This is a genomic window from Aestuariivita sp., from assembly GCF_049276915.1.
Classification (GTDB): Bacteria; Pseudomonadota; Alphaproteobacteria; order Rhodobacterales; family Rhodobacteraceae; genus Aestuariivita.
The window spans coordinates 37,605-61,172 of sequence record NZ_JBASXK010000104.1 but is presented as its reverse complement, the minus strand read 5'-3'; the positions used below and the strand labels follow the sequence as shown (position 1 = coordinate 61,172).

Genomic DNA, 23,568 nt, shown 5'->3' with positions numbered 1-23,568 from the left:
CGGTATCTGAGCGCAGACATTCACCTCAAGGACATCCCCATGCCCATCAAGAACCGCCTTGCCGAACTGCAGTCTGACATCGCTGCATGGCGTCGTGACATCCATTCCCACCCGGAAATCGGCTTTGACGTGCATCGCACGGTGGAACTGGTCGAACAGAAGCTCAGCGAGTTCGGTGTCGACGAGATCGTCACCGGGATCGGGCGCACCGGGCTGGTGGGGATCATCAAGGGCAGAACCGATACCAAAGGGCGCGTGATCGGGTTGCGCGCGGATATGGACGCGCTGCCGATCCATGAAGAAACCGGGGCACCGCATGCCTCGCGCATTCCGGGCAAGATGCATGCCTGTGGTCATGACGGGCATACGGCGATGCTGCTGGGGGCCGCGCAATATCTCAGTGAGACCCGCAATTTCGACGGTACTGCCGTGTTGATTTTCCAACCCGGCGAAGAGGGCTATGCCGGTGGGCGCGAGATGTGTGAAGACGGGCTGATGGAGCGGTTCGCCATTCAGGAAGTCTATGGCATGCACAATGCGCCCGGCCTTGAACTGGGCCAGTTTGCCATTCGCCCCGGTCCGATGATGGCGGCCACGGATGAGTTCAGGATCATCCTCGAAGGGCGCGGCGGGCACGCGGCACGGCCCAACAACACGGTCGATACCGCCGTTATGGCCTGCCATCTAGGTGTGGCGTTGCAAAGCATCGTGAGCCGCAATGCCGACCCGGTCGAGCAACTGGTGGTGTCGCTGACCTCGATCGAGACATCCAGCACCGCATTCAACGTCATTCCACAGCGGGTGACGCTGCGGGGCACCGTGCGTTCCATGTCGGCCGAGATGCGCGAAATGGCACGCCGCCGCATCGAAGACGTGACGCGAGGAATCGCCACGACCTTTGGCGGAACGGCCGAGTTCGATTTTCCCGAAGGCTATCCGGTGCTGGTGAATTCCGAGCAAGAAACCGGCTATGCTCGGGACGTCGCCCGCAGCGTCACCGGGGATTGCAAGCTTGCCCCGATGGTGATGGGGGGCGAGGATTTCGCTTACATGCTGCAGGAACGTCCCGGGGCCTATATCCGCCTTGGCAATGGCGACAGCGCCGGGCTGCATCATCCCGAATACGATTTCAACGACGATATCATTCCGATCGGCTGTTCCTGGCTGGCGGAAATGGTGGAAACCCGGATGAAAGTGGAGTGAGCCGCTTTTTCCAACCGCGGCGCTGCCAGATGCGCAAGACATCACCGCAGCCCGTCCCCTGTGACGAAATCTGGCAAAATCGCTTGCCCTGAACAAAGGAACTTCACATGCCCGTCAAAAATCGCTTTGCAGAGCTGCAAAATGAGATCACCGAATGGCGCCGCGATATTCATGAAAATCCGGAAATTCTGTTTGAAACGCACCGGACCAGTGCGCTGGTCGCGGAAAAATTGCAGGAGTTCGGCCTGGACGAGGTGGTCACGGGTATTGGCCGCACAGGTGTCGTTGGCGTGATCAGGGGCAAATCCGACAGCAAGGGACGGGTGATCGGTCTGCGCGCGGATATGGACGCTTTGCCGATCCATGAGCAGACAGGGTTGGACTATGCCTCCAAGACGCCGGGTGCGATGCATGCCTGTGGGCATGACGGGCATACGGCGATGCTCTTGGGGGCCGCCAAATACCTGGCCGAGACGCGCAATTTCGACGGCACCGTCGTGGTGATCTTTCAGCCAGCCGAAGAGGGCGGCGGCGGCGGCAAGGAAATGTGCGATGACGGCATGATGGAGCGCTGGGGCATCCAGGAAGTCTATGGGATGCACAACTGGCCGGGTAAGCCCGTGGGATCTTTTGCCATCCGGTCGGGGGCGTTCTTTGCCGCGACAGATATGTTCGATATCACCCTGGAAGGCAGAGGCGGACATGCGGCAAAGCCGCAGGAAACCATCGACACGACGGTCATGGCGGCGCAAACCGTGCTGGCGCTGCAGACAATTGCCAGCCGAAACGCGGATCCGGTGGATCAGGTGGTGGTATCGGTCACCTCGTTTGAGACCTCGTCAAAGGCATTCAATGTCATCCCCCAGAAGGTTCAGCTGAAAGGGACCGTGCGCACCATGTCGACCGGCATGCGTGAGCTGGCCGAAACCCGGATCAGGGAGATCTGCACGGGTATCGCCACCACCTTTGGCGGAACCGCTGACATCACCTATCACCGTGGGTATCCGGTGATGGTCAACAGTGAAGAGCAGACTGAGTTTGCAGCAGAAGTCGCTCGCAAGGTTTCGGGCGGGTGCGAGGAAGCACCGCTTGTCATGGGGGGCGAGGATTTCGCCTTCATGCTGGAAGAGCGCCCCGGTGCCTATATCCTTGTTGGCAATGGCGATACGGCCTCGGTGCACCATCCGGAGTACAATTTCAACGACGAAGCCATCCCGGCGGGATGCAGCTGGTGGGCCGAGATCGTCGAAAGCCGGATGCCAGCCGCCTGAGCCGTCTGACCGGGAGGCTCACCGCGCGTGCGGGTGCCAACAGGCGACCCGCGCGTGCAGTATTCAGAGCGGATCAGGGGCTCTGCCCCGTCGCCTGCGGCGACTCCCCGGGGTATTTTATCCAGAAAGACGCGGGGTTAGGGTTGCGACCAGAGCGCGTCATAGACTTTGGCGATGCCCTCGGCTTCGTGGCGCGCGCTGAAGCTGGTCTCGGCGAGGCTGCGGGCGCTGCGCGAGAGGGCCGCGTGACGCGCGGGATCGCCCAGAATGGCAACTGTGGCTTCGGCGGCGTCGCGCGCACCTTCCTGTGGCACGATGATGCCGGATGTGCCCTGCGCGCTGAAGGCCCGGAAATAGCCGGCGGTCGAGCCGATGAAGGGCACGCCGGAGGCCATGCCTTCAAGCGGAACCATGCCATAGCCCTCATAGCGCGGCAGTTGCACGATCAGTGACAGGGCGCGGATCAGCGCGGGCAGGTCCGAGCTGGATGTCTCGCCGATGAAGCGGATGCGATCCACCAGACCGGCGCGGTGGACGCGATCTTTCAGGGTGAGGTCGAACTTCTGATGCTCGCGCGTGGCGCGTCCGATCACCAGCGCGGTGACATCGGGCAGATCGGGCAGGGCGCGGATCATCGCATCGACAAACAGATCCGTGCCTTTTTCAGGGCGGATGCGACCGATGGTGGCAATCCCGCGCGCCCCGCCATAGCCGGTGGCGGCCCAGGCGGCGGCCCGATCCGGGCTGGGATGAAAGAGATCGGTGTCGGTGCCATGGGGCACGACCGCGCGCACATGAGGCACGTAATCGGCGGCGGCTTGCGTGGTCGCGATCACGGCATCCATGCGCGAGATCAGCCAGCGTGGTGCCAGCGAATGACGCCGCTGGGCGGCCGAGGTAAAGACCAGCCGGATCGGCAGGCCCAGCACATCGCGCGCCCAGAGTCCGGCGCGCATTTCCGGATTGCGACGCAGATGCCAGATCGCAAAGGGACGGTTCGCTGGCGGTTTGCGGCTGAGTGTGCGGGCCGCCTTCAGTGAGATAGGAGCAGGACAACCGGGCAAAGGGTGGCCGACAAGATCAAGATCGTACTGATTCATCTGCTGGCGCAGCACATTGGCGGCTGTGGCAGACACGCCGGTGAAGTTGCGATTGAGATTGGTGACGAAAAGCTCACTCATCGCAGCGTTCCATCAATCACCGACAAGACATCGGTTGTGATCTGTTCCAAGGCGGCCTGTCCGCGATCGGCAAAGCTCTTGGCGGCCAGACCCATCTGTTCGCGCGCCGGTGCAGAGCCAAGAAGCCGCCTCAGTTGGGCCAGAAGCTCATCTTCGTTCGCGATCATTGCGGCCCCGCCAACAGAGACAAGCGGCTCGTAGGTCTCGGAGAAATTCGCAACATGCGGGCCGGTCAGGATGGCGGCGGCGAATTGCGCAGGTTCGAACGGGTTATGGCCCCCGATATCCTGCAGTGATCCGCCCATGAACACGGTGGGAGCGAGGCTATAGAACAGTCCCATCTCTCCAAGAGTGTCCGCGAGATAGACCTGCGTCTGCGCGTTGAGCCCTTCGGTCCGGCTGCGCCGTGCGCAGGTCAGGTTCCCGGCGGCGATCAACTCGGCCAGGCTGTCGCCGCGCTCGGGGTGGCGGGGGATCAGGATCAGGCAGGCGTCGGGCTGGCTGGCCAGCAGGCGCTTATGCGCCCTCAGGAGGATCTCGTCCTCGCCCTTATGCGTCGAGCTGGCAAGCCAGAGCGGGCGATCCCCAAGTGCTGCGCGCAGGCGGGCCAGCTCCAGCTCGTCAACAGGCAGGGGTTTGGCGGTGGATTTGAGGTTGAGGCCGCTGCGCAGGCGATCTTCGGGTGCCCCCATGTCGCGCAGGTTCTGCGCGGTCTGCCGATTCTGCGTGACGATCAGATCGAACTGGTCCAGCACAAAGGCGCTGGTGTCGGGGAACCTGCGCCAGCCGTCCACCGATGAGCGCGACAAGCGGGCATTCACCAGTGCCAGACGGGTGCCCCGTTGATGCGCCATGACCAGCATGTTGGGCCAGATCTCGCTGTCCACGAATATGCCCGCATCCGGACGCCAGGCATCCAGAAACCGTGCAACAGGGCCGGGCGCGTCCAGAGGCGCAAACTGGTGCTGGCAGCGTTCGGGCATCCGTTTGGCAAGGATTTCAGCCGAACTTGCCGTGCCGGAGGTCATCAGCACCTGCAAATCGCAACGGCGCTCCAGCAGTGTCTCGATCAGGGTGAGCACCGCAAGGCTTTCGCCGACACTGGCTCCGTGGAACCACACCAGCGGGCCCGGCGGGCGCGCGATGGATGGATGGCCCAGACGTTCATGCATGCGGATGGCCGGGACATCCGCGCGTTTGAGTTTGCGCGACACCGTCCACCACATCAGCGGAGCAAGGCCTGTCATGGCCGCGCGATAGAACCGATAGAGCGGCGTCGCCCTCAGGGGCTTGGCCGACATCAGCCGCCTGTATGGCTCATATGGCGCGAGACCTGGCCGTCCAGCCGTTGGCGCGAATAATCAAAGTCATGGCCTCTGGGCTTGCGATCGATGGCGGCGCGGATCGCGGCCTCGAGCGGGGCCTCGGTATCCAGATGCGCGCGCAACGGGGCGCGCAGATCGGCCATGTCTTCCTGACCAAGGCACATGTACAGCTCTCCCGTGCAGGTGAGGCGCACGCGGTTGCAGCTTTCGCAGAAGTTATGGCTGAGCGGGGTGATGAAGCCGATCTTCTGCCCGGTCTCTTCCAGGCGGACATAGCGCGCGGGACCACCACTGCGTTCAGTCAGATCGCTGACGGTAAAATGCTGTTCATAGGTTTTGCGCACGTCTTTGAGCGACCAGTATTGGCCAAGACGGTCTTCGTTGCCGATATCCCCCATGGGCATGACTTCGATCCAGGTCAGGTCCATGTCCCGCTCGGCGCACCATTGGGTGATCTTTGGCAGTTCGTCTTCGTTGAAATCCTTGAGCGAGACGGCGTTGATCTTGACCCGCAGGCCCGCCTTTTGCGCCGCGTCGATGCCCCTGAGCACCTGGGGCAGGCGGCCCCATCGGGTGATGGCCGCGAATTTGTCGTCATCCAGCGTATCAAGGGACACGTTGATCCGGCGCACACCGGCATCGGCCAGATCATCGGCAAACCGTTCCAGCTGCGAGCCGTTGGTCGTCAGTGTCAGTTCCTTCAGCGCTCCGTCATCCAGATGGCGCGTCATCGCGCGGAAGAATGTCATGATATCGCGGCGCACCAGAGGCTCGCCCCCCGTGATGCGCAGCTTTTCCACGCCAAGGCGCACAAAGGTCGAGCACATACGGTCCAGCTCTTCCAGAGTCAGAAGCTCTTTCTTGGGCAGGAAGGTCATGTTTTCCGACATGCAATAGACGCAGCGGAAGTCACATCTGTCGGTGACTGAAACGCGCAGATACGTAATCGCGCGGGCGAATGGGTCAATTAAAGGAGCGCTCATGGGTGTATTGGTAGCCAGCACCTTTCGGGGCTGCAAGAGGTCAGTTGTGAATTGCGGGCAATTGGGCGGGCGGATATGGTTTGCTGCATGAGATACATATTGATCCTTTCGATGCTGACGGTGGCCGGGTGCGACTTTGTGCGTGGGCTGGGTGACACGGGCGATGCGCCTTCGGTTCTTCCTGCGGCGGCTCCGGTCGAGGCAAGCGTGCTTGAGCCTGTGGACAGCGCCACGGGCGCGATTGTGCCCAACGCCACTCTGCCGCCGCCGGTCGGGTCGGGATCGTCTCTGGGTGTGACGGTTGTCTCTCTGGGGGATCCGGCCGAGGGGGGCATGTGGCTCAAGACGCCGCTGGTGTCTGAGCAGCGCACAGGCCAGGTGCGCTATCGCGGCACGGTGGTGGCGGTGACGCTTTTGCCGCTGGATCTGCCGGTTGGATCGGGCAGCCAGATCTCGGTCAGGGCGATGCAGGCGCTGGGCGCGTCACTCACCGATCTTGTCGAGGTGAATGTCGAGGCGACCTGAGGAAGCCTCACCCAAGGTATCGCCCCGCTTCCTTGCGGGCAAAGGGCTTCATCTGGTCACCGTGATTGCGCAGAAACTCAGCTGTGCGCTGGGCATCATGCTTGGATAATTCACGCAGCCACCATGCGATGGCTTTCTGAATGAACCAGTCCCGATCCGGCACATGTTCCGCGGCCCAGCCCAAGATCCGGTCCCGGCGTGCCAGGTCGTCGGGCTTGGGGTGATTCTGTTTGGTCCAGGGCAGGGTGATCACCAAAGCCGCGCGGCGCGTCCACATATGATCGGACCGTGTCCAGAGCTCGACCTCGTCCAGACGGCCCGGATCTGCCAGCAGACGCCGCTGCCCGGCCATGCAGGCGTGATCCGCGATGGCCCAACTGTCGAAATCAGGCACCCAGGACTGTATCAACTGCCAGGCCCCGTCATCGGGGCGCATGCGCGCTTGCGTCAGCAGCTTGGCCGCGGCCAGACGGGCCTCATAGATGTCCGTGGTCCAGAGCCCTTGGGCAAGCGCAAGGCGATCGTCCAGCGAAAGTGCAGCGCGCCAGGTTTTGGTCAGTTCGTTGATCTGCGGATTGGACAGGCCAAGATAGACGCGATTGGCCTTGTGATAGGCCGCCATTTGTTCGGCGCGTTCGGGATCGGCCAGCGCGCGCATGTCGTCCAGATATCGGTCGTGCATCGCAAAGCCCTTTCTTGGCCCGGTTTGCCCTGCTATCCACCACCAAACGGCAAAGGGGCAACCATATGCATGTTCTCAAAGGGCTCGAGCGCGGCGTCAAGCGGATGGTGCCGCAAAGCTGGCGGAAATATTTCCGCGCCTCGAAATACGAACTGATGATGGATCGCCTGGCCCCTGTCGATCTGGTGGTACATGTGGGCGCGCATTGGGCCGAAGATGCCACCCTCTATGAGGGATATGGCGCAAAATCAGTGCTCTGGATCGAGGCCGATCCCGACACATACGCAAAACTCACCACTGTGCTTACCGCCCATGATGGCCCCGCGCGCCATATGGCCGAGAACGCTCTGGTGTCGGCCAGCGATGGGGACGCGCTGTCGTTCCATCGCTTCAAAGGGGACGGGGCGTCTTCGTCGGTCCACCGCGCAACAGACACATTGAAAGCACGCTTTCCCGAGGCCGGCGAGACTGGCGAAGTGCTGGAAATGACCACGCGATCCCTGCCCGAGATCCTTGCGCGCCACAAGATTGACCCGACACAGGCCGTCCGCCCCTTGTTGGTGCTGGATGTGCAGGGCCACGAGTTCGAGGTGCTCAAGGGGCTGGGCGACGGTCTTGAGGCGTTCGAGCTGTGCAAATGCGAGGTCAGCCGCGTGCCGATGTATGACGGCGGTGCCACCTTCGATCAGATCGACGCGCATTTCAGGGCGCATGGCTATCGCCTGGTCTCACATCGCTATCCGCAGGTTCCGCGCCACGGCGATGTGCTGTATCGGCGAAGCTAGGCCGGGACCGTTTGTCGGTTTCTGCTCCGGCAGTCTGTCTGAGCGATCACCCGCCCGAAGCGCTATTCCACAGTCACGGATTTGGCGAGGTTGCGGGGCTGGTCCACATCCGTGCCTTTGGCCACCGCAGTATGATAGGCCAGAAGCTGCGCGGGAATGGCATAGAGCAGCGGCGTCAAAAGCGGCGGCACCGTGGGCATGCGGATGGACGTCCAGACATCCTGACCGGCTTCTGCGATACCGGCATCGTCCGATATAAGGATAACCTTGCCCTTGCGTGCCATGACCTCCTGCATGTTCGACACGGTCTTGTCGAACAAGGCGTCGCGCGGGGCCATGACAACGACCGGCATATGTTTGTCGATCAATGCGATGGGGCCATGCTTGAGTTCACCTGATGAATAAGCTTCGGCGTGTATATAGCTGATTTCTTTCAGTTTAAGCGCACCTTCAAGAGCCAGGGGGTACATCAGCCCGCGGCCCAGAAACAGCACATCCCGAGATTCGGACAAACGAATGGCTGCCTTGCGGATCGCCTCATTCTGATCCAGCGCCTGGCTGATGATCGACGGAATTGCGCGCAGCGCACTGACGGTATCGGCGCGCTCATCGGCGCTGACCTCTGTGCGCTGCTCGGCGGCTTTCAGGGCCAACATCAACAGAACGGTGATCTGGCAGGTGAAGGCCTTGGTCGACGCCACGCCGACTTCGACACCGGCATGGATCGGCAGGGCAAGGTCGCTTTCCCGGGCGATGGAGCTTTCTGGTACATTGACGACCGAGACAATTCTATCGGCCTTGTCCACGCAATACCGCAGGGCTGCCAGCGTATCCGCGGTCTCGCCCGATTGGCTGACGAACATGGCCAGCGTGCCTTTTGATATGGGCGGCTCGCGATACCGGAACTCGGACGCGATATCGACTTCGACGGGAATACGGGCGATTTGCTCGAACCAGTATTTCGCAACTAGGCAGGCATAGTAGGCTGTGCCGCAGGCGACCATGACGATCCGGTCAATGGTATTGAAATCAATGGCTTCCCCGGGGAAGTCGATGTTGCCATCGCTGCCCAGGTAGCTTTGGATCGCTTCGCCGATCACCTTGGGTTGCTCGGCGATTTCCTTTGCCATGAAGTGTTTGTGCCCCGCCTTGTCGACGCGGGTGTTATCGATCGAGACGACCTTGATGGGCCGATTGGCCAGATCGCCCCTGCTGTCGCGGATCTGCATGCCGGCTCGTGTGACAACCGCGCGGTCGCCTTCTTCCAGATAGGTGATCCGGTCCGTCAGAGGCGCCAGCGCGATGGCATCCGAGCCGACAAACATCTCGCCATCTCCATGACCGATGGCCAGCGGAGATCCTTTGCGGGCCGCAACGATCAGATCGTCCTCGCCGTCAAAAAGGAATGCCAGCGCAAAGGCACCTTCCAGCCGGTCCAGCGTCTGAAATGCGGCCTCGACCGCATTGGCACCCTGATCCATATAGTAATGTGCAAGAAGTGCGACGGTCTCGGTATCGGTTTCGGTCTGGAAACCGATGCCGTGCTCAGCCAGTTTGGCGCGAATGTCGCGATAGTTCTCGATGATCCCGTTGTGAACAACCGCCACCGGCCCTGCACGATGTGGATGGGCGTTTGTCACCGAAGGGGCACCATGGGTGGCCCAGCGAGTGTGGCCGATGCCGGACTTGCCTGCCAGCGGTTCATGCACAAGAAGATCAGACAGATTGACCAGCTTGCCCAGAGCGCGGCGACGCTCAAGGTGTCCATCATTCACGGTTGCAATCCCGGCACTGTCATAGCCGCGATACTCAAGGCGTTTGAGCGCCTCTACCAGGATAGGGGCTGCCTCGTGGTTGCCCAGAACTCCAACGATACCACACATCAGCTTTGACCCTTATCGCGTTGTTTCTTCCTGTGTTTAAGAATGTCATTCAGCTTGATTGCAGCACCCGGTTTGTTCACCTGTGCCGGGCGGCTCAATGCCAGGGCACCGGCTTCGACGTCCTGTGTGATGACGCTGCCCGAGCCTGTCATGGCGTCATCACCAATGCGTACGGGTGCGATCAACATCGTGTCCGAGCCAATGAACACCCGCGCTCCGATTTCGGTTTGGTGCTTCATCACGCCGTCATAGTTGCAGGTGATGGTCCCAGCACCGATGTTGCTGAAGGCTCCGATCCGGGCATCACCGATATAGCTGAGGTGATTGACCTTGGACCCTTCGGCAAGGGTTGCGTTCTTGATTTCAACGAAATTGCCAATCCGCGTGTCTTCGGCCAGTTCTGTGCCTGGACGCAGGCGGGCATATGGCCCGACAACCGCACCGCGGCTGACATGGCAGCCTTCCAGATGGGAAAAGGCGCGGATGGTGGCTCCGGATTCGACGGTAACGCCGGGTCCGAACACCACGTTCGGTTCGACCACCGCATCGCGACCGATCACCGTGTCCAGTGCCAGGTGCACGGTGTCGGGGGCCATCAGCATAACGCCATCTTCAATCAGCGCCGCCCGGGCACGTGACTGGAAAATCACCTCGGCCCGGGCAAGCTCGACGCGCGAGTTGATCCCAAGCGTTTCGCTTTCATCGCAGGTCACGACCGTTGCCGACAGGCCTTTGTCCCGCGCGATCCCGACAATATCCGTGAGATAGTATTCGCCCGAGGCATTCTTGTTATCGACAGTATCAACAAGCTCGAAAAGAACCCTGGCATCGCAACAGATAAGGCCGCTATTGCAAAGGTTTATATCGCGCTCTTCAGGCGATGCGTCCTTGAACTCGACGATGCGCGCCAGATCGCCACCCTCCATCACAAGGCGCCCATAGCGCGCGGGATCCGCGGCCTCAAAGCCAAGGACCACAACATCATGCGAGGCGCGCGCGGCGATCATCGCCTCAAGTGTTTCGGGCTGGATGAACGGCGTGTCGCCATAAAGGATGATCACATTGCCGGAAAACCCGTTCAGGGCATCCTGAGCCCGCGCCACAGCATGGGCCGTGCCCAGTTGTTCGACTTGCAGGACCACCTGAGCGTCTTGGCTCAGATCGCTTAGGGCGTTCTGCACCAACTCCGCCTCATGTCCGGCCACAACAACCGTGCGCTCGGGCTCAAGCGACTGACCCGCGCGCAACGCATGCGCCAGCATCGGTGCCTGTCCGATGGGATGCAGAACCTTGGGCAGATCCGAATTCATCCGTGTGCCTTTGCCTGCGGCCAGGATGACTAGCGCTGTGCTCATTGCTTTTCTCTTTGTCTTTTCGCTGCGCCCGTTTTATCTCGCTGACGCCGTTGTGCAACAGGGGCTGGCATCAATTCGGGTTGCGGATTGCAACAGTTGCGCGCGGAAAGACGCCGATGGGAGGGCAATCATGCGGACCGTGATCTTTGATCTGGACGGAACTCTGGCCGACACCAGTGGCGATTTGATCGCCGCAGCCAATGTCTGTTTTCGGCAGATGGGGCTGGGCGATGTGCTCGAACCTGGTCGGGACGCAGGCATAGCCCTGCGTGGTGGCCGCATGATGCTCACACGCGGATTGGAGCGGGTGGGGCAATTCGATGCCGATGTCATCGCGCGGTATTATCCGGTCCTGCTCGAGGCTTACGGCGAAGCCATTGACCATCACACGGTGCTTTATCCCGGGGCGATGGACGCGGTCGAGGCGCTGAAAACTGCGGGTTATGGCGTGGGCATCTGCACCAACAAACCCGAAGGGCTGGCGGAAACGCTTTTGACACGCATGGGCATTCGCGATGCGTTCGCCTCGATGATCGGGGCGGATACGCTGGCGGTGCGCAAGCCCGATCCCGAGCCGCTGCGCGAAGCGGCGCGGCGCGCGGGCGGAGATCCTGCGCTGACCTGCCTGATCGGTGACAGCGATACCGATAGAAAAACCGCCGCCGCGGCAGGTGTGCCCTCGGTGCTGGTGACTTTCGGACCATCAGGTGAGGATATGGCCGAACTCGCGCCCGAAGCGCTGCTTTCGGATTTTGCGCATTTGCCCGAGACGGTGGCCCGCCTGATCGGACCTGCGCGCTGAAATCGGCGCGATGGGCCATTGACCAAGCCCCCGCATCGCTTAAAACCATCCTATGACCGAGATTTTTGCCGGCAGTTTCACCCAACAAGAGCCCATTCCGGAAGACGGAATCGAGGCGGCTTTGGCTGTCCTGCGCAGCGGTCGTATCCATCGCTATAACCTGGCTGGCGACGAACTGGGCGAAACGGCCCTGCTCGAACAGGAGTTCGCCGCACAGCTCGGTGCAAAATACGCCCTGGCGGTCGCCTCGGGCGGGTCCGCGATGACAACCGCTCTGCGCGCTATTGGCGTTCAGCCCGGTGATCCGGTTCTGTCCAATGCCTTCACGCTGGCACCTGTACCGGGTGCGATTGCGGCGGTTGGCGCGCGCCCCGTCTTCGTGGGCGTCACCAGCGATTTGACCATTGATCTCTCTGATCTTGAGGCAAAGGCCGGTCAGGCCAAAGTGCTGCTGCTCAGCCATATGCGCGGCCATATCTGCGATATGGACAGGCTCATGGCCATCTGCGACGCCGCCGGTGTTCAGGTGATCGAGGATTGTGCCCATACCATGGGTGCTGCGTGGAACGGGGTGCCCTCGGGTCGTCATGGGGTCGCGGGCTGTTATTCCTGCCAGACCTACAAACATGTGAATTCGGGCGAGGGCGGTTTTCTGGTCACCGATGATCCCGATCTTGCGGCCCGCGCGATCATGCTGTCGGGATCCTACATGCTCTATGAGCGCCACCTTGCGGCCCCACCGCCGGAGGTGTTCGAGCGGGTGAAATACGACACGCCCAATATCTCAAGCCGGATGGACAACCTGCGCGCGGCGATCCTGCGCCCGCAATTGCGCGGTCTGGACGAGAATGTGGCGCGTTGGAACGAACGGTATGAAACGCTCGAAGACGGGATTCGCGGCACGCCCGGCCTCACCGTGATCGAAAGGCCCCAACAAGAAAGCTTTGTGGGCTCCTCGATCCAGTTTCTTTTGCTGGACTGGAGCGGGGATCGCATAGGCGAAGTCGTCCGCCGCTGCGCCGGGCGTGGTGTCGAACTGAAATGGTTCGGTGCGCCCGAACCCAAGGGCTTCACCTCGCGCTATGACAGCTGGCGCTATGCGCCATCTCAGCCTATGCCGGATACCGATCGCATTCTTGCGGGAATTCTGGACATGCGCGTGCCGCTGACATTTTCGCTGGAAGATTGTCGTTTGATCGCGCGGATCATTCGTGCCGAAGTCGGGGCGGTGTTTCAGGGCAGCTAGATCCCTGCGGCTATCCCAAGGGAATTTTCGAAACTCTGACAGCGGGCCGGGCTGATCCTTCAGCAGGGCGGCGGGCTTTGCTTGACCTGATGGCCCGACATCCGTTATATGAACAAGCGTTCAATAAATATCCGGAGAGCCAATCCATGTTCAACGCCACCCTGCAGTTTGATCTGGGCGAAGACGTCAATGCCCTGCGTGAGATGGTGCACCGCTGGGCGCAAGAGCGCGTCAAGCCGATGGCCGCCGAGATCGACGCCAAGAATGCCTTCCCCAATGAGCTGTGGCGCGAGATGGGTGACCTGGGCCTTCTGGGCATCACGGTCGACGAAGCCTATGGCGGCGCGGGCATGGGATATCTTGCCCATGTGATCGCCGTTGAGGAAATTGCGCGGGCCTCGGCCTCGGTGTCGCTGTCGTACGGTGCCCATTCGAATTTGTGCGTGAACCAGATCAAGCTGAACGGCACAGAGGCGCAAAAGCAGAAATATCTGCCGGGGCTGGTCTCGGGCGCGCATGTGGGCGCGCTGGCCATGTCCGAGGCCGGTGCCGGATCGGATGTGGTGTCGATGAAGCTACGCGCTGAAAAGCGCAATGATCACTACCGTCTGAACGGCAACAAATACTGGATCACCAACGGGCCGGATGCCGACACGCTGGTGGTTTATGCCAAGACCGACCCCGATGGCGGATCGAAAGGAATCACCGCCTTTCTGATCGAAAAGGACATGGTCGGATTCTCGACCTCGCCCCATTTCGACAAGCTCGGCATGCGCGGCTCGAACACCGCCGAACTCATCTTTGAAGATGTGCAGGTGCCGTTTGAGAACGTGCTCGGGGAAGAGGGCCGCGGCGTGGCCGTGTTGATGTCTGGTCTGGATTACGAACGGGTCGTGCTGGCCGGGATCGGCACCGGCATCATTGCCGCCTGCCTTGATGAGATCATGCCCTATATGGCCGAGCGCAAGCAGTTCGGTCAGCCCATCGGTTCGTTTCAGCTGATGCAGGGCAAGCTGGCCGATATGTACACGGCCATGAATTCAGCGCGCGCGTATGTCTATGAATGCGCCAAGGCCTGTGATCGCGGTGAGGTCACGCGACAGGATGCGGCGGCTTGCTGTCTTTATGCATCCGAAGTGGCCATGACGCAGGCGCATCAGGCGGTGCAGGCCATGGGCGGTGCCGGGTATCTCAGCGACAATGCCGTGGGTCGGATCTTTCGCGATGCCAAGCTGATGGAGATCGGAGCCGGCACATCCGAAATCCGCCGGATGCTGATCGGACGCGAGATGATGGCAGCAATGGGCTGAAGGCGCATGGCCGGGGCAAGCCCCGGCCACACGAGGATCAGAAACGATGTACGTAGGCAATGCCCAGAACAATCGGATCGATTTCGGCAGTTCCAATCGGCGCGCCATTCAGCGACACGTCACTGTCGATATCCATCCAACGTACGTTCACCCGCACCGCTCCTTGATCGCTCACAGCGAAATCCGCACCCAGTTGAACAGCCACGCCAAACGAATCTTTCAGGGACAGCACGCCCAGCGGCGAGGTTTCGTCAAAGAAGGTGGTATAATTCAGACCGATACCGGCGAATGGCTTGATCATCCCGTTGGTCGGAAAGTGATAGTTCACCGACAGGGTCGGGGGCAGGTGCTTGATCGTGCCCGCATAGGCTCCGTTGATGCTCACGTCATGCTTGAACGGCGAAGCGGCCAGCAGCTCGATACCGATATTGTCCCAGAAGAAATACTCGGCTGTCAGCGTCAGCTGCGTGTCATCGTTGATCGTTGCCGCGCCACCCGCCAGCGTGCCGTTGTTGGATTTGGGGTTCACGTTGCCGATACCGATACCGATGGTCCAGTCGCCTTGCGACTGTGCCAAGGTGGGGGCCGCCAGAAGGCAGAGCGCAGTCGTCGCGGCCGCAAGTGCAAATTTTTGTGTGGTCATGGGATCATTCCTTACAGTGATGTCCCATTTTACCAGCAGGCTGGTCCAAGGCGCGTTGATGCAAGTCAAGATGACCCGATGCGGGGCTGCGTCATTCCGGCAAACCTTCCTCAGACAAGGCTGATGCAATGAAACTGAAATCGAGTGTTGTTCCTTCAGGTGAGCTGTTCACAGCCAATCGCGCCGCGCATCTGGCCGCGCTCGATATCGTGCAGCAGGCCGCACAGGCCGCCCGTCTGGGCGGCGGCGAAGCTTCGCGCGCGCGCCATGAAAGCCGGGGCAAGATGTTGCCACGTCGGCGCGTGGCCAACCTTCTGGATCCGGGCTCTCCCTTTCTGGAAGTGGGGGCGGTGGCCGCCCATGGTCTCTATGACGGGGCTGCCCCGGCGGCTGGCGTGATTGCCGGAGTTGGCCGGGTCCATGGCCAGGAGGTGATGGTCATCTGCAACGATGCCACCGTGAAGGGCGGCACCTATTACCCGATGACCGTCAAGAAACACCTGCGCGCCCAGGAGATCGCCGAAGAATGCAATCTGCCCTGCGTCTACCTGGTGGATTCAGGCGGCGCCAACCTGCCCAATCAGGACGAGGTGTTCCCCGACCGCGACCATTTCGGGCGGATCTTTTATAATCAGGCCCGCATGAGCGCCAAGGGCATCCCTCAGATCGCGGTGGTCATGGGCTCCTGTACCGCGGGTGGGGCCTATGTTCCGGCGATGTCGGATGTCACGATCATCGTCAAGGAGCAGGGCACGATCTTTCTGGCCGGTCCGCCTCTGGTCAAGGCGGCCACAGGCGAAGTGGTCAGTGCCGAGGATCTGGGCGGCGGCGATGTGCATACGCGCCTCTCGGGCGTGGCGGATTATCTGGCGGAAGACGATGCCCACGCCCTGGCGCTGGCCCGGCGCGCCGTGGCAGGGCTGAACCGTGCCAAACCGCACGGCGTCCAGTGGCAAAGCCCGGAAGAGCCCGCCTATGACCCCGAGGAAATTCTGGGCGTGGTGCCGGGTGATCTGCGCACGCCCTACGACATCCGCGAAGTGATCATGCGGCTGGTGGATGGCTCACGCTTTGACGAGTTCAAATCGCGCTTTGGCGAGACTCTGGTCACCGGCTTTGCCCATCTCAAGGGTTGCCCCATCGGGATCATCGCCAATAACGGCGTGCTGTTTTCAGAGGCCGCTCAAAAGGGCGCGCATTTTGTCGAACTCTGTTCGCAGCGCCGCATTCCTCTGGTATTTTTGCAAAATATCACGGGGTTCATGGTGGGCCGTAAGTACGAAAATGAAGGTATCGCGCGGCATGGGGCAAAGATGGTCACAGCCGTTGCCACCACATCGGTGCCCAAGATCACCATGCTGGTTGGTGGCTCATTCGGAGCGGGCAATTACGGCATGGCCGGGCGCGCCTATCAGCCGCGGTTCCTGTGGACATGGCCGAATTCGCGTATCTCGGTCATGGGTGGCGAACAGGCCGCAGGCGTGCTTGCCACGGTCAAACGCGATGCGATCGAACGTCAGGGCGGTACGTGGTCGTCCGAGGAAGAGGCCGCGTTCAAACGCCCCACCATCGACATGTTCGAGGAACAGTCCCACCCGCTCTATGCCTCTGCCCGCCTGTGGGATGATGGCATCATCGACCCGCGCAAATCCCGCGATGTACTCAGCCTCAGCCTCAGCGCCGCGCTCAATGCGCCCATAGAAGAGACACGCTTTGGCGTGTTCAGGATGTGATCATGCACCATTCCCTCAGTCAGACGCCCCTGCGCCAAGGCACGGCGCACAAAGGCGGTGCCGGCCCCGCATGCATTCCGGGCGACCATGAAACCCAAACAAGCGGGGCGCGAACATGTTCCACACGATCCTGATTGCCAACCGGGGCGAGATCGCCTGCAGGGTCATGCAAAGCGCGCAGGCCATGGGCGTGCGCTGTGTGGCGGTCTATTCCGATGCGGATGCAGGCGCAAAACATGTGGCCATGGCCGATGCGGCGGTGCACATCGGCGGCGCTGCGCCGGCCGAAAGCTATCTGCGCGGCGACCGGATCATCGCGGCAGCGCTGGAGACTGGTGCCCAGGCGATCCACCCCGGATATGGCTTTCTCAGCGAGAACCCGGATTTCGTCGATGCAGTGGTGGCGGCGGGGCTGGTCTTTATCGGGCCAAGTGCCGAAGCGATCCGCGCCATGGGCCTCAAGGATGCCGCCAAGGCCCTGATGGAGGAGGCCGGTGTGCCGGTCGTGCCCGGCTATCACGGGGCCGATCAGGAGCCCGGACATCTGGAACTGGCCGCAGCCGAGATCGGCTATCCGGTTCTGATCAAGGCTGTCGCCGGGGGCGGTGGCAAGGGCATGCGCAAGGTCGACAGGCCCGAGGCCTTCATCAATGCGCTCGAAAGCGCCAAGGCCGAAGCGCGCACCGCCTTTGGCAATGATGCGGTGCTGATCGAGAAATTCGTCGACAAGCCTCGCCACATCGAAGTGCAGGTCTTTGGCGACGGCACGCGCGCCGTGCATCTGTTCGAGCGCGATTGCTCGCTTCAGCGGCGCCACCAGAAGGTCATAGAAGAAGCCCCCGCACCGGGCATGACCTCCCGGATGCGCACCGCCATGGGCAACGCCGCCGTGCGCGCAGCCGAAGCAATCGGATACAGCGGTGCCGGAACGGTCGAGTTCATCGTCGATGGTTCGGATGGTCTGCGCCCTGACGGGTTCTGGTTCATGGAAATGAACACCCGCCTGCAAGTGGAACACCCCGTGACCGAGGCGATCACCGGCATTGACCTCGTGGACTGGCAATTGCGCGTTGCCTCGGGCGAGCCATTGCCCGCGCGACAGGAAGACCTGACAATCAATGGTCACGCCTTCGAGGCGCGGCTTTACGCCGAGGATGTGCCCAAGGGCTTCCTGCCCGCAACCGGCACGCTTGCGCATCTGGCTTTCCCGACTGGCGCGCGCGCCGACAGTGGCGTGCGTCCCGGCGACACGATCAGCCCCTGGTATGATCCGATGATCGCCAAGATCATCACCCACGGACCGACCCGCGCGGTGGCCCTGACACGGTTGGCCCAGGCTCTGCGCGGCTGTCAGGTGGGCGGCACAGTCACCAATCTGGCCTTTCTGGGCGCCCTTGCATCGCATGACGGATTCGCCGCCGGAGACGTCGACACCGGTCTGATCGAACGCAACATCGACGATCTTGTGCATGCGCCGGTGCCCTCGGATGGCGATATCGCGCTGGCCGCCATCCTTGCCGCCGATCTGATCGCGCCGCCTCAGGATGCCGGATTTACCCTCTGGGTGCCGCTGAAACGATCGGTGCCCCTGACCTATGGCGATCAGGAGATCGCGGTCGAGGTGCAGGTGCTCTCGGCCACGGCGATCGACCTGACTCTGGAGGGGCGCAGGGTCGAGGCCCGGCTTGGGGCGTCGGGCTGGCGGCTGAACGGGGCTCCGGCTCCCGAGGCCGTCCGCGTGGGTGCCCAGGTCTTTGTCTTTGCACACTATGGTCTGGCCTTCGGGATCGTGGATGCACTGGATCGCGCCGCCAGCCGGGTGGGGGACGGGAACCTGATCGAAGCGCCGATGCCGGGTCTGGTCAAAGGCCTCTTTGCAACGCCCGGCCAACACGTGGCACAGGGCGACAGGCTGGCCCTGCTCGAGGCCATGAAGATGGAGCACGCGCTTCTGGCCGCACGCGATGGGGTCGTGGCCGAGGTGCTGGTCAGCGAAGGCGATCAGGTCGAAGCCGGTGCCGCTCTGGTACGCCTGGCAGAGGAGAGTGTCGGGTGATCGGTCTGGCGATCACCGGCTTCAGCGACAGCGTCTATACACGCGCAGTGCGCCTGGCCCTCATTGAAAAGGGGCTGGCCCATGAGTATCATGAGCTGAACCCCTTCACAGACGAGGGGCGCGCGGCCCTCATGGGCATCCATCCTTTCGGGCGGGTGCCGGTTTTGCAGCACTATGCCTTTCGCCTTTATGAGACCACGGCCATCCTGGGCTATCTGGATGATGCCTTTGATGGGCCCGAGTTGTTTCCCCAGGGGGCCAAGGCGCGGGCGCGGGTGCTGCAGGTGATCAGCATCGTGGATGCCTATGGCTATTGGCCGCTGGTGCGGCAGGTGTTTTCCCATGCGCTTTATCGACCCGCCATGGGCGAAGGTAGGGACGAGGCGCAAATCACCGCCGGTCTGGCGGCATCGGTCCCGGTTCTGGATGCGCTCGAAGAGATCGCGGAAGGCGGCCTGGTGCTCAACGGGCGTGACATCACGCGCGCCGATTGCATGCTGGCCCCGATGATCGACTGTTTTTGCGCCGTGCCGGACGGACAAACCCTGCTGGGCAGGCGTCCGGCGCTAACGCATTGGTTCGACGCTGTCTGCGGGCGGGAGTCATTCGCCCAGACGCGCCCGGCCGTCCTGACGCGCAAGGAGAACACACCATGATCCGTTTGCATCACAGCCCTCAAACACGCTCGATGCGGGTGTTGTGGCTACTGCATGAACTGGATGAGCCCTTCGAAGTCGTCCCTCATGCCTTCGACAAATCTCTGCGCGCCCCGGAATATCTGGTGCTCTCACCTGCCGGGCGAGTGCCCGCACTTGAGATCGAAGGCGAGCGGATGTTCGAAAGCGGCGCGATCACCGAATATCTCTGCGAGCGCTTCAGCCCCGATGGTCTGGGGCGCAGCCCCTCCAACCCCGAACGCATGGCCTGGCTTGTCTGGGTGCATTTTGCCGAAACCCTCAGCCAGCACTGTGCGGCGCTCACCCAGCAGCATGTGGCGCTGCGCGAAGATCATATGCGCAGCCCCATCGTGATGAAGCTCGAGGCCGCGCGGATCAAGAAATGCTATCAGGCGCTGGAAGACCGGCTGAGCCCGCCGATCGAGAACCGCGATTACCTGCTGACGGGCGGGTTTTCGGCGGCCGATATCAGCGTCGGGCAGGCTGTCTACATGGCGCGGTTCTTCGCGAAACTGGATGAGTTTCCCGCAGTTCGCGACTGGTATGCGCGGATTTCCCAACGGCCGGCCTTTCAGGCAAGCCTGCCGCTTCCCGGCACCGGGATCTTCACTCAGGACTTTTACCCCCCTTGGGAGGTCTGATGACCCAGAGCGTCGAGATATTCGAGGTCGGCCCGCGCGACGGGCTGCAGAATGAAGCGCGCCCCATTGCGGTGGCCGACAAGATCGCACTGGTCGATTGTCTCAGCCAGGCCGGGTTTCGCCGGATCGAATGCGCCAGTTTCGTCAGCCCCAAATGGGTTCCGCAAATGGCCGGAAGCGGCGAGGTTCTGGCCGGGATCACGCGCAGACCCGGCGTGCGCTATGCCGCTTTGACGCCCAACATGCGCGGCTTTGAGGACGCGGTGGCGGCAAGGGCCGATGAGATCGCCGTGTTCGGTTCGGCCAGCGAAGGGTTTTCGCGCGCCAATATCAACGCCACGATCGCCGAAAGCTTCGAGCGTTTTGCCCCGGTGGTCAGCGCCGCACAGGAGATCGGCCTGCCGGTACGCGGCTATGTTTCCTGCGTCAGCGATTGCCCCTATGACGGGCCTACGCCGCCTGCGCGCGTGGCGGCGGTCGCAGCACAGCTCTATGCCATGGGCTGCTATGAGATCAGCCTCGGAGACACGATCGGGCAGGGCACGCCCGAGCGTATTTCGGCAATGCTCAGGGCGGTTCTCGATCACGTCCCGCCAGAAGCTCTCGCGGGGCATTACCATGACACTGCCGGGCGGGCGCTGGCCAATATCGAGGCATCGCTGGACTTGGGGGTGCGGGTGTTTGATGCGGCCGTTGGCGGGTTGGGCGGATGCCCCTATGCGCCGGGTGCCGCCGGGAATGTCGCAACCGAAGCCGTTGCGGCGCATCTTCAGGCACTGGGCTATGAAACCGGGCTGGATCGTGCGGTGATTGATACCGCGGCCGATATGGCACGGGCGATGCGCCCGGCCTGAGCTTTGGGGCGCGATTGGTTTTTGCCAAAAGGTGGACGGAATGTACGAAACGATTGAAATCACGATGGATGCGCGCGGGATCGCGACGCTGATGCTCAACCGCGCGGACAAGCACAACGCCATGTCTGCGCAGATGCTGGCCGATCTGACCCATGCCGCGCGTGCGCTTGGCGAAGATCAGGCGGTGCGCGTGGTTGTCCTGACCGGGGCGGGCAAATCGTTTTGCGCCGGGGGCGATCTGGGCTGGATGCAGGAGCAGATGGCGGCGGATGGCGAAACCCGCGCGCGTGAGGCCGCCAAGCTGGCCCATATGCTGCAGGCGCTCAACACCATGCCCAAACCGCTGATCGGAGCGCTGCAGGGCAATGCTTTTGGCGGCGGTGTGGGTATGGCCAGCGTTTGTGATATCGCCATTGGCGCGGATCATCTGAAGATGGGGCTGACCGAAACCCGGCTGGGCATCATTCCGGCCACGATCGGCCCCTATGTGATTGCCCGCATGGGCGAGGGGCGGGCACGGCGCGTCTTCATGAATGCGCGCCTGTTCGGCGCGGATGAGGCCGTGGAACTGGGCCTGCTGGCGCGCGCTGTGCCGCTGGATGATCTGGCCGAAGCGGTTGAAGCCCAGGTCGTGCCCTATCTCGACTGCGCACCGGGGGCCGTTGCCGCGGCCAAGAAGCTGGCCCGTGATCTGGGGCCACGCATTGATGACTCCACCATCGCGATGACCATCGATGCGCTGAAAAGCCGTTGGGAAACAGATGAGGCCGTCGAAGGTATCGGCGCGTTCTTTGACAAACGTAAAGCCGCCTGGATGCCCTAGATGGCTGGAGGCCCCGGAAGGCTTCCTGCGCCAGTCACTGGTCAGATGCGGGTCTGCCCGAGGTTCCGGCCAGACCCGTCAACACTGTGGGCGTCTTACAGGACGTATTTGATGAACAGCAAATTGGGTGCCGCAAAGGCAAACAGAATGCAGAAGTTGCGCGCGAAGGCCGTCACGCGACCCGGTTTGCCATCCTCGCCATAGCCACCGGCCATACCTGCCGCCATGACCATGGCACCGTAACTGGTCTGTTCGCGCTTGAGCTTGGCGGCATTGATCGCCTTGACACCGTTAACATACGTTTTGCTATGTGCATGAGAATTCTGGGTTACTTCATGCTCGAACTGAGTGTCTTTCATGGCTTCCTCCAATTGGCTCGGGGACATGTAGGCGCGCAATCCCCACTTTCGAAGATCATGCCGCATTAAAGACGCGACTGCGACAATCCGTCCATCTTTGCGACCCTGCGGAATACGCCCGGCACCTGCGCCGCACAAATGCAAAACACGCTTCAAGCGCCTGATAACCGGCCTTCGCAACAGCATGCCTCAATTTGTGATCACAAAGCCCGAACTGCGGCGATTCACCCACCATTTGGTGGCCTCAGCCGTTGACCCTATGCTGCACCGCAGTTACACCCGGTACCAGCCAAGTCACTTGCTGACTGTGCAGCCAATTGGGCTGCGCCATGATAAGGAGCCACCTCGTGGAAGAGATGCTGAGGGAGTACCTCCCCATTCTCGTATTCCTGGTCGTTGCCATTGGTCTCGGCCTTGTTCTGATCCTCTCTGCCGTTGTGCTCGCAGTGCGCAACCCTGACCCCGAAAAGGTGTCGGCCTATGAATGCGGTTTCAACGCTTTTGATGACGCGCGGATGAAGTTCGATGTCCGGTTCTACCTGGTGTCGATCCTGTTCATCATTTTCGATCTGGAAATCGCCTTCCTGTTCCCCTGGGCTGTCAGTTTCAAAGACATCAGCGATGTCGGCTTCTGGTCGATGATGGTGTTCCTGGGCGTTCTGACCATCGGCTTTGCCTACGAGTGGAAGAAAGGGGCGCTGGAATGGGAGTGAGTGCAACAGCCGGTGTCGACAAGGAGGTCGCCACCCAGGAGCTGAACCGCGAGCTGCAGGACAAGGGCTTTTTGCTGACCTCGACCGAGGATATCATCAACTGGGCGCGCACCGGATCGCTGCATTGGATGACATTCGGTCTGGCCTGCTGCGCGGTCGAGATGATGCACACGGCCATGCCACGCTATGATCTCGAGCGTTTTGGCACCGCGCCGCGCGCCTCTCCACGCCAGTCCGACCTGATGATCGTTGCCGGCACGCTGACCAACAAGATGGCCCCGGCGCTGCGCAAGGTTTACGACCAGATGCCCGAGCCACGCTATGTGATCTCGATGGGCTCCTGTGCCAATGGCGGTGGGTATTACCACTATAGCTATTCGGTGGTGCGGGGCTGTGACCGCATCGTTCCGGTGGATGTCTATGTGCCGGGCTGTCCGCCCACGGCCGAAGCGCTGCTTTATGGTATCCTGCAACTTCAACGCAAAATCCGGCGCACCGGCACGATTGTGCGCTGAGGG

At 61.8% G+C, this 23,568-nt stretch carries 23 protein-coding genes; 15 read left to right on the top strand and 8 right to left on the bottom strand.

What is annotated here, in order from left to right; genetic code table 11:
- Positions 1 to 39: 39 nt before the first annotated feature.
- Entirely contained in the window at positions 40 to 1,203 is a 1,164-nt protein-coding gene (locus WAO69_RS11380) for a M20 aminoacylase family protein (protein WP_422179144.1), read from the top strand.
- Positions 1,204 to 1,310: 107 nt separating this feature from the next.
- Positions 1,311 to 2,474 carry a M20 aminoacylase family protein gene (locus WAO69_RS11375; RefSeq protein ID WP_422179142.1) on the top strand — a complete coding sequence of 388 codons (1,164 nt, stop codon included), beginning with the start codon at positions 1,311 to 1,313 and terminating at the stop codon, positions 2,472 to 2,474.
- A 137-nt stretch (positions 2,475 to 2,611) separates the two neighbouring features.
- On the opposite strand, the gene WAO69_RS11370 is transcribed toward WAO69_RS11375, so the two are convergent.
- The 3 genes from WAO69_RS11370 to moaA are packed head-to-tail and all read right to left on the bottom strand — an operon-like array spanning position 2,612 to position 5,963.
- On the bottom strand, positions 2,612 to 3,655 hold the full coding sequence (locus WAO69_RS11370; protein ID WP_422179140.1) for a glycosyltransferase family 4 protein: 1,044 nt from the start codon (positions 3,653 to 3,655) through the stop codon (positions 2,612 to 2,614).
- Positions 3,652 to 4,956, bottom strand: a complete 1,305-nt coding sequence (locus WAO69_RS11365) for a 3-deoxy-D-manno-octulosonic acid transferase (protein ID WP_422179138.1) — start codon at positions 4,954 to 4,956, stop codon at positions 3,652 to 3,654. The genes WAO69_RS11370 and WAO69_RS11365 overlap by 4 nt, the downstream gene beginning before the upstream one ends.
- Positions 4,956 to 5,963 (bottom strand): GTP 3',8-cyclase MoaA, encoded by a 1,008-nt coding sequence (gene moaA, locus WAO69_RS11360; RefSeq protein WP_422179136.1) that lies wholly within the window; start codon positions 5,961 to 5,963, stop codon positions 4,956 to 4,958. Before moaA ends, WAO69_RS11365 begins: the two co-directional genes overlap by 1 nt.
- 87 nt (positions 5,964 to 6,050) lie before the next feature.
- Between moaA and WAO69_RS11355 the strand changes: the two genes are divergently transcribed.
- On the top strand, positions 6,051 to 6,488 hold the full coding sequence (locus WAO69_RS11355) for a hypothetical protein (protein WP_422179134.1): 438 nt from the start codon (positions 6,051 to 6,053) through the stop codon (positions 6,486 to 6,488).
- Between the two features lie 7 nt (positions 6,489 to 6,495).
- Here the strand turns inward: WAO69_RS11355 and WAO69_RS11350 are convergent, their stop codons facing one another.
- Entirely contained in the window at positions 6,496 to 7,170 is a 675-nt protein-coding gene (locus WAO69_RS11350) for a DNA alkylation repair protein (protein WP_422179132.1), read from the bottom strand.
- 65 nt (positions 7,171 to 7,235) lie between these two features.
- Here WAO69_RS11350 and WAO69_RS11345 point away from each other — a divergent pair, with 65 nt between their 5' ends.
- Complete coding sequence (locus WAO69_RS11345; protein ID WP_422179130.1) at positions 7,236 to 7,955, top strand: FkbM family methyltransferase; 720 nt, start codon at positions 7,236 to 7,238, stop codon at positions 7,953 to 7,955.
- 62 nt (positions 7,956 to 8,017) lie between these two features.
- On the opposite strand, the gene glmS is transcribed toward WAO69_RS11345, so the two are convergent.
- Both glmS and glmU read right to left on the bottom strand, forming a co-directional pair.
- A complete protein-coding gene (gene glmS, locus WAO69_RS11340) occupies positions 8,018 to 9,838 on the bottom strand; it encodes a glutamine--fructose-6-phosphate transaminase (isomerizing) (protein ID WP_422179128.1) in 1,821 nt (606 codons plus the stop codon).
- Complete coding sequence (gene glmU, locus WAO69_RS11335) at positions 9,838 to 11,193, bottom strand: bifunctional UDP-N-acetylglucosamine diphosphorylase/glucosamine-1-phosphate N-acetyltransferase GlmU (protein WP_422179126.1); 1,356 nt, start codon at positions 11,191 to 11,193, stop codon at positions 9,838 to 9,840. The genes glmS and glmU overlap by 1 nt, the downstream gene beginning before the upstream one ends.
- A gap of 130 nt (positions 11,194 to 11,323) precedes the next feature.
- Here glmU and WAO69_RS11330 point away from each other — a divergent pair, with 130 nt between their 5' ends.
- The 3 genes from WAO69_RS11330 to WAO69_RS11320 all read left to right on the top strand — a co-directional run bounded on the left by WAO69_RS11330 (position 11,324) and on the right by WAO69_RS11320 (position 14,551).
- Positions 11,324 to 11,995: an HAD-IA family hydrolase gene (locus tag WAO69_RS11330; RefSeq protein WP_422179124.1), complete on the top strand. Its 672-nt coding sequence runs from the start codon at positions 11,324 to 11,326 to the stop codon at positions 11,993 to 11,995.
- Positions 11,996 to 12,047: 52 nt separating this feature from the next.
- Positions 12,048 to 13,241, top strand: a complete 1,194-nt coding sequence (locus tag WAO69_RS11325; protein WP_422179122.1) for a DegT/DnrJ/EryC1/StrS family aminotransferase — start codon at positions 12,048 to 12,050, stop codon at positions 13,239 to 13,241.
- 146 nt (positions 13,242 to 13,387) lie between these two features.
- Positions 13,388 to 14,551: an isovaleryl-CoA dehydrogenase gene (locus WAO69_RS11320; RefSeq protein WP_422179119.1), complete on the top strand. Its 1,164-nt coding sequence runs from the start codon at positions 13,388 to 13,390 to the stop codon at positions 14,549 to 14,551.
- Positions 14,552 to 14,588: 37 nt separating this feature from the next.
- On the opposite strand, the gene WAO69_RS11315 is transcribed toward WAO69_RS11320, so the two are convergent.
- Positions 14,589 to 15,194, bottom strand: coding sequence for an OmpW/AlkL family protein (locus WAO69_RS11315; protein WP_422179117.1), 606 nt, complete (start codon positions 15,192 to 15,194; stop codon positions 14,589 to 14,591).
- 128 nt (positions 15,195 to 15,322) lie between these two features.
- On the opposite strand from WAO69_RS11315, the gene WAO69_RS11310 reads away from it, so the two are divergent.
- The 6 genes from WAO69_RS11310 (at position 15,323) to WAO69_RS11285 (ending at position 21,978) form a co-directional block, all read left to right on the top strand.
- Positions 15,323 to 16,927 (top strand): carboxyl transferase domain-containing protein, encoded by a 1,605-nt coding sequence (locus tag WAO69_RS11310; protein WP_422179115.1) that lies wholly within the window; start codon positions 15,323 to 15,325, stop codon positions 16,925 to 16,927.
- 115 nt (positions 16,928 to 17,042) lie between these two features.
- On the top strand, positions 17,043 to 18,983 hold the full coding sequence (locus WAO69_RS11305; RefSeq protein ID WP_422179113.1) for a biotin carboxylase N-terminal domain-containing protein: 1,941 nt from the start codon (positions 17,043 to 17,045) through the stop codon (positions 18,981 to 18,983).
- On the top strand, positions 18,980 to 19,639 hold the full coding sequence (locus tag WAO69_RS11300; RefSeq protein WP_422179111.1) for a glutathione S-transferase family protein: 660 nt from the start codon (positions 18,980 to 18,982) through the stop codon (positions 19,637 to 19,639). Before WAO69_RS11305 ends, WAO69_RS11300 begins: the two co-directional genes overlap by 4 nt.
- On the top strand, positions 19,636 to 20,301 hold the full coding sequence (locus WAO69_RS11295; protein WP_422179109.1) for a glutathione S-transferase family protein: 666 nt from the start codon (positions 19,636 to 19,638) through the stop codon (positions 20,299 to 20,301). The genes WAO69_RS11300 and WAO69_RS11295 overlap by 4 nt, the downstream gene beginning before the upstream one ends.
- A complete protein-coding gene (locus WAO69_RS11290; RefSeq protein ID WP_422179107.1) occupies positions 20,301 to 21,155 on the top strand; it encodes a hydroxymethylglutaryl-CoA lyase in 855 nt (284 codons plus the stop codon). Before WAO69_RS11295 ends, WAO69_RS11290 begins: the two co-directional genes overlap by 1 nt.
- Before the next feature lie 40 nt (positions 21,156 to 21,195).
- On the top strand, positions 21,196 to 21,978 hold the full coding sequence (locus WAO69_RS11285) for a crotonase/enoyl-CoA hydratase family protein (protein ID WP_422179105.1): 783 nt from the start codon (positions 21,196 to 21,198) through the stop codon (positions 21,976 to 21,978).
- A 95-nt stretch (positions 21,979 to 22,073) separates the two neighbouring features.
- Here WAO69_RS11285 and WAO69_RS11280 read toward each other — a convergent pair whose 3' ends face one another.
- The gene (locus WAO69_RS11280) at positions 22,074 to 22,337 is read right to left on the bottom strand and encodes a hypothetical protein (protein ID WP_422179103.1); all 264 of its coding nucleotides are present in this window, start codon (positions 22,335 to 22,337) and stop codon (positions 22,074 to 22,076) included.
- Between the two features lie 347 nt (positions 22,338 to 22,684).
- Here WAO69_RS11280 and WAO69_RS11275 point away from each other — a divergent pair, with 347 nt between their 5' ends.
- Positions 22,685 to 23,050 carry an NADH-quinone oxidoreductase subunit A gene (locus tag WAO69_RS11275; protein ID WP_422179101.1) on the top strand — a complete coding sequence of 122 codons (366 nt, stop codon included), beginning with the start codon at positions 22,685 to 22,687 and terminating at the stop codon, positions 23,048 to 23,050.
- Positions 23,041 to 23,565 carry a NuoB/complex I 20 kDa subunit family protein gene (locus WAO69_RS11270; RefSeq protein ID WP_422179099.1) on the top strand — a complete coding sequence of 175 codons (525 nt, stop codon included), beginning with the start codon at positions 23,041 to 23,043 and terminating at the stop codon, positions 23,563 to 23,565. The genes WAO69_RS11275 and WAO69_RS11270 overlap by 10 nt, the downstream gene beginning before the upstream one ends.
- Positions 23,566 to 23,568: the final 3 nt, after the last annotated feature.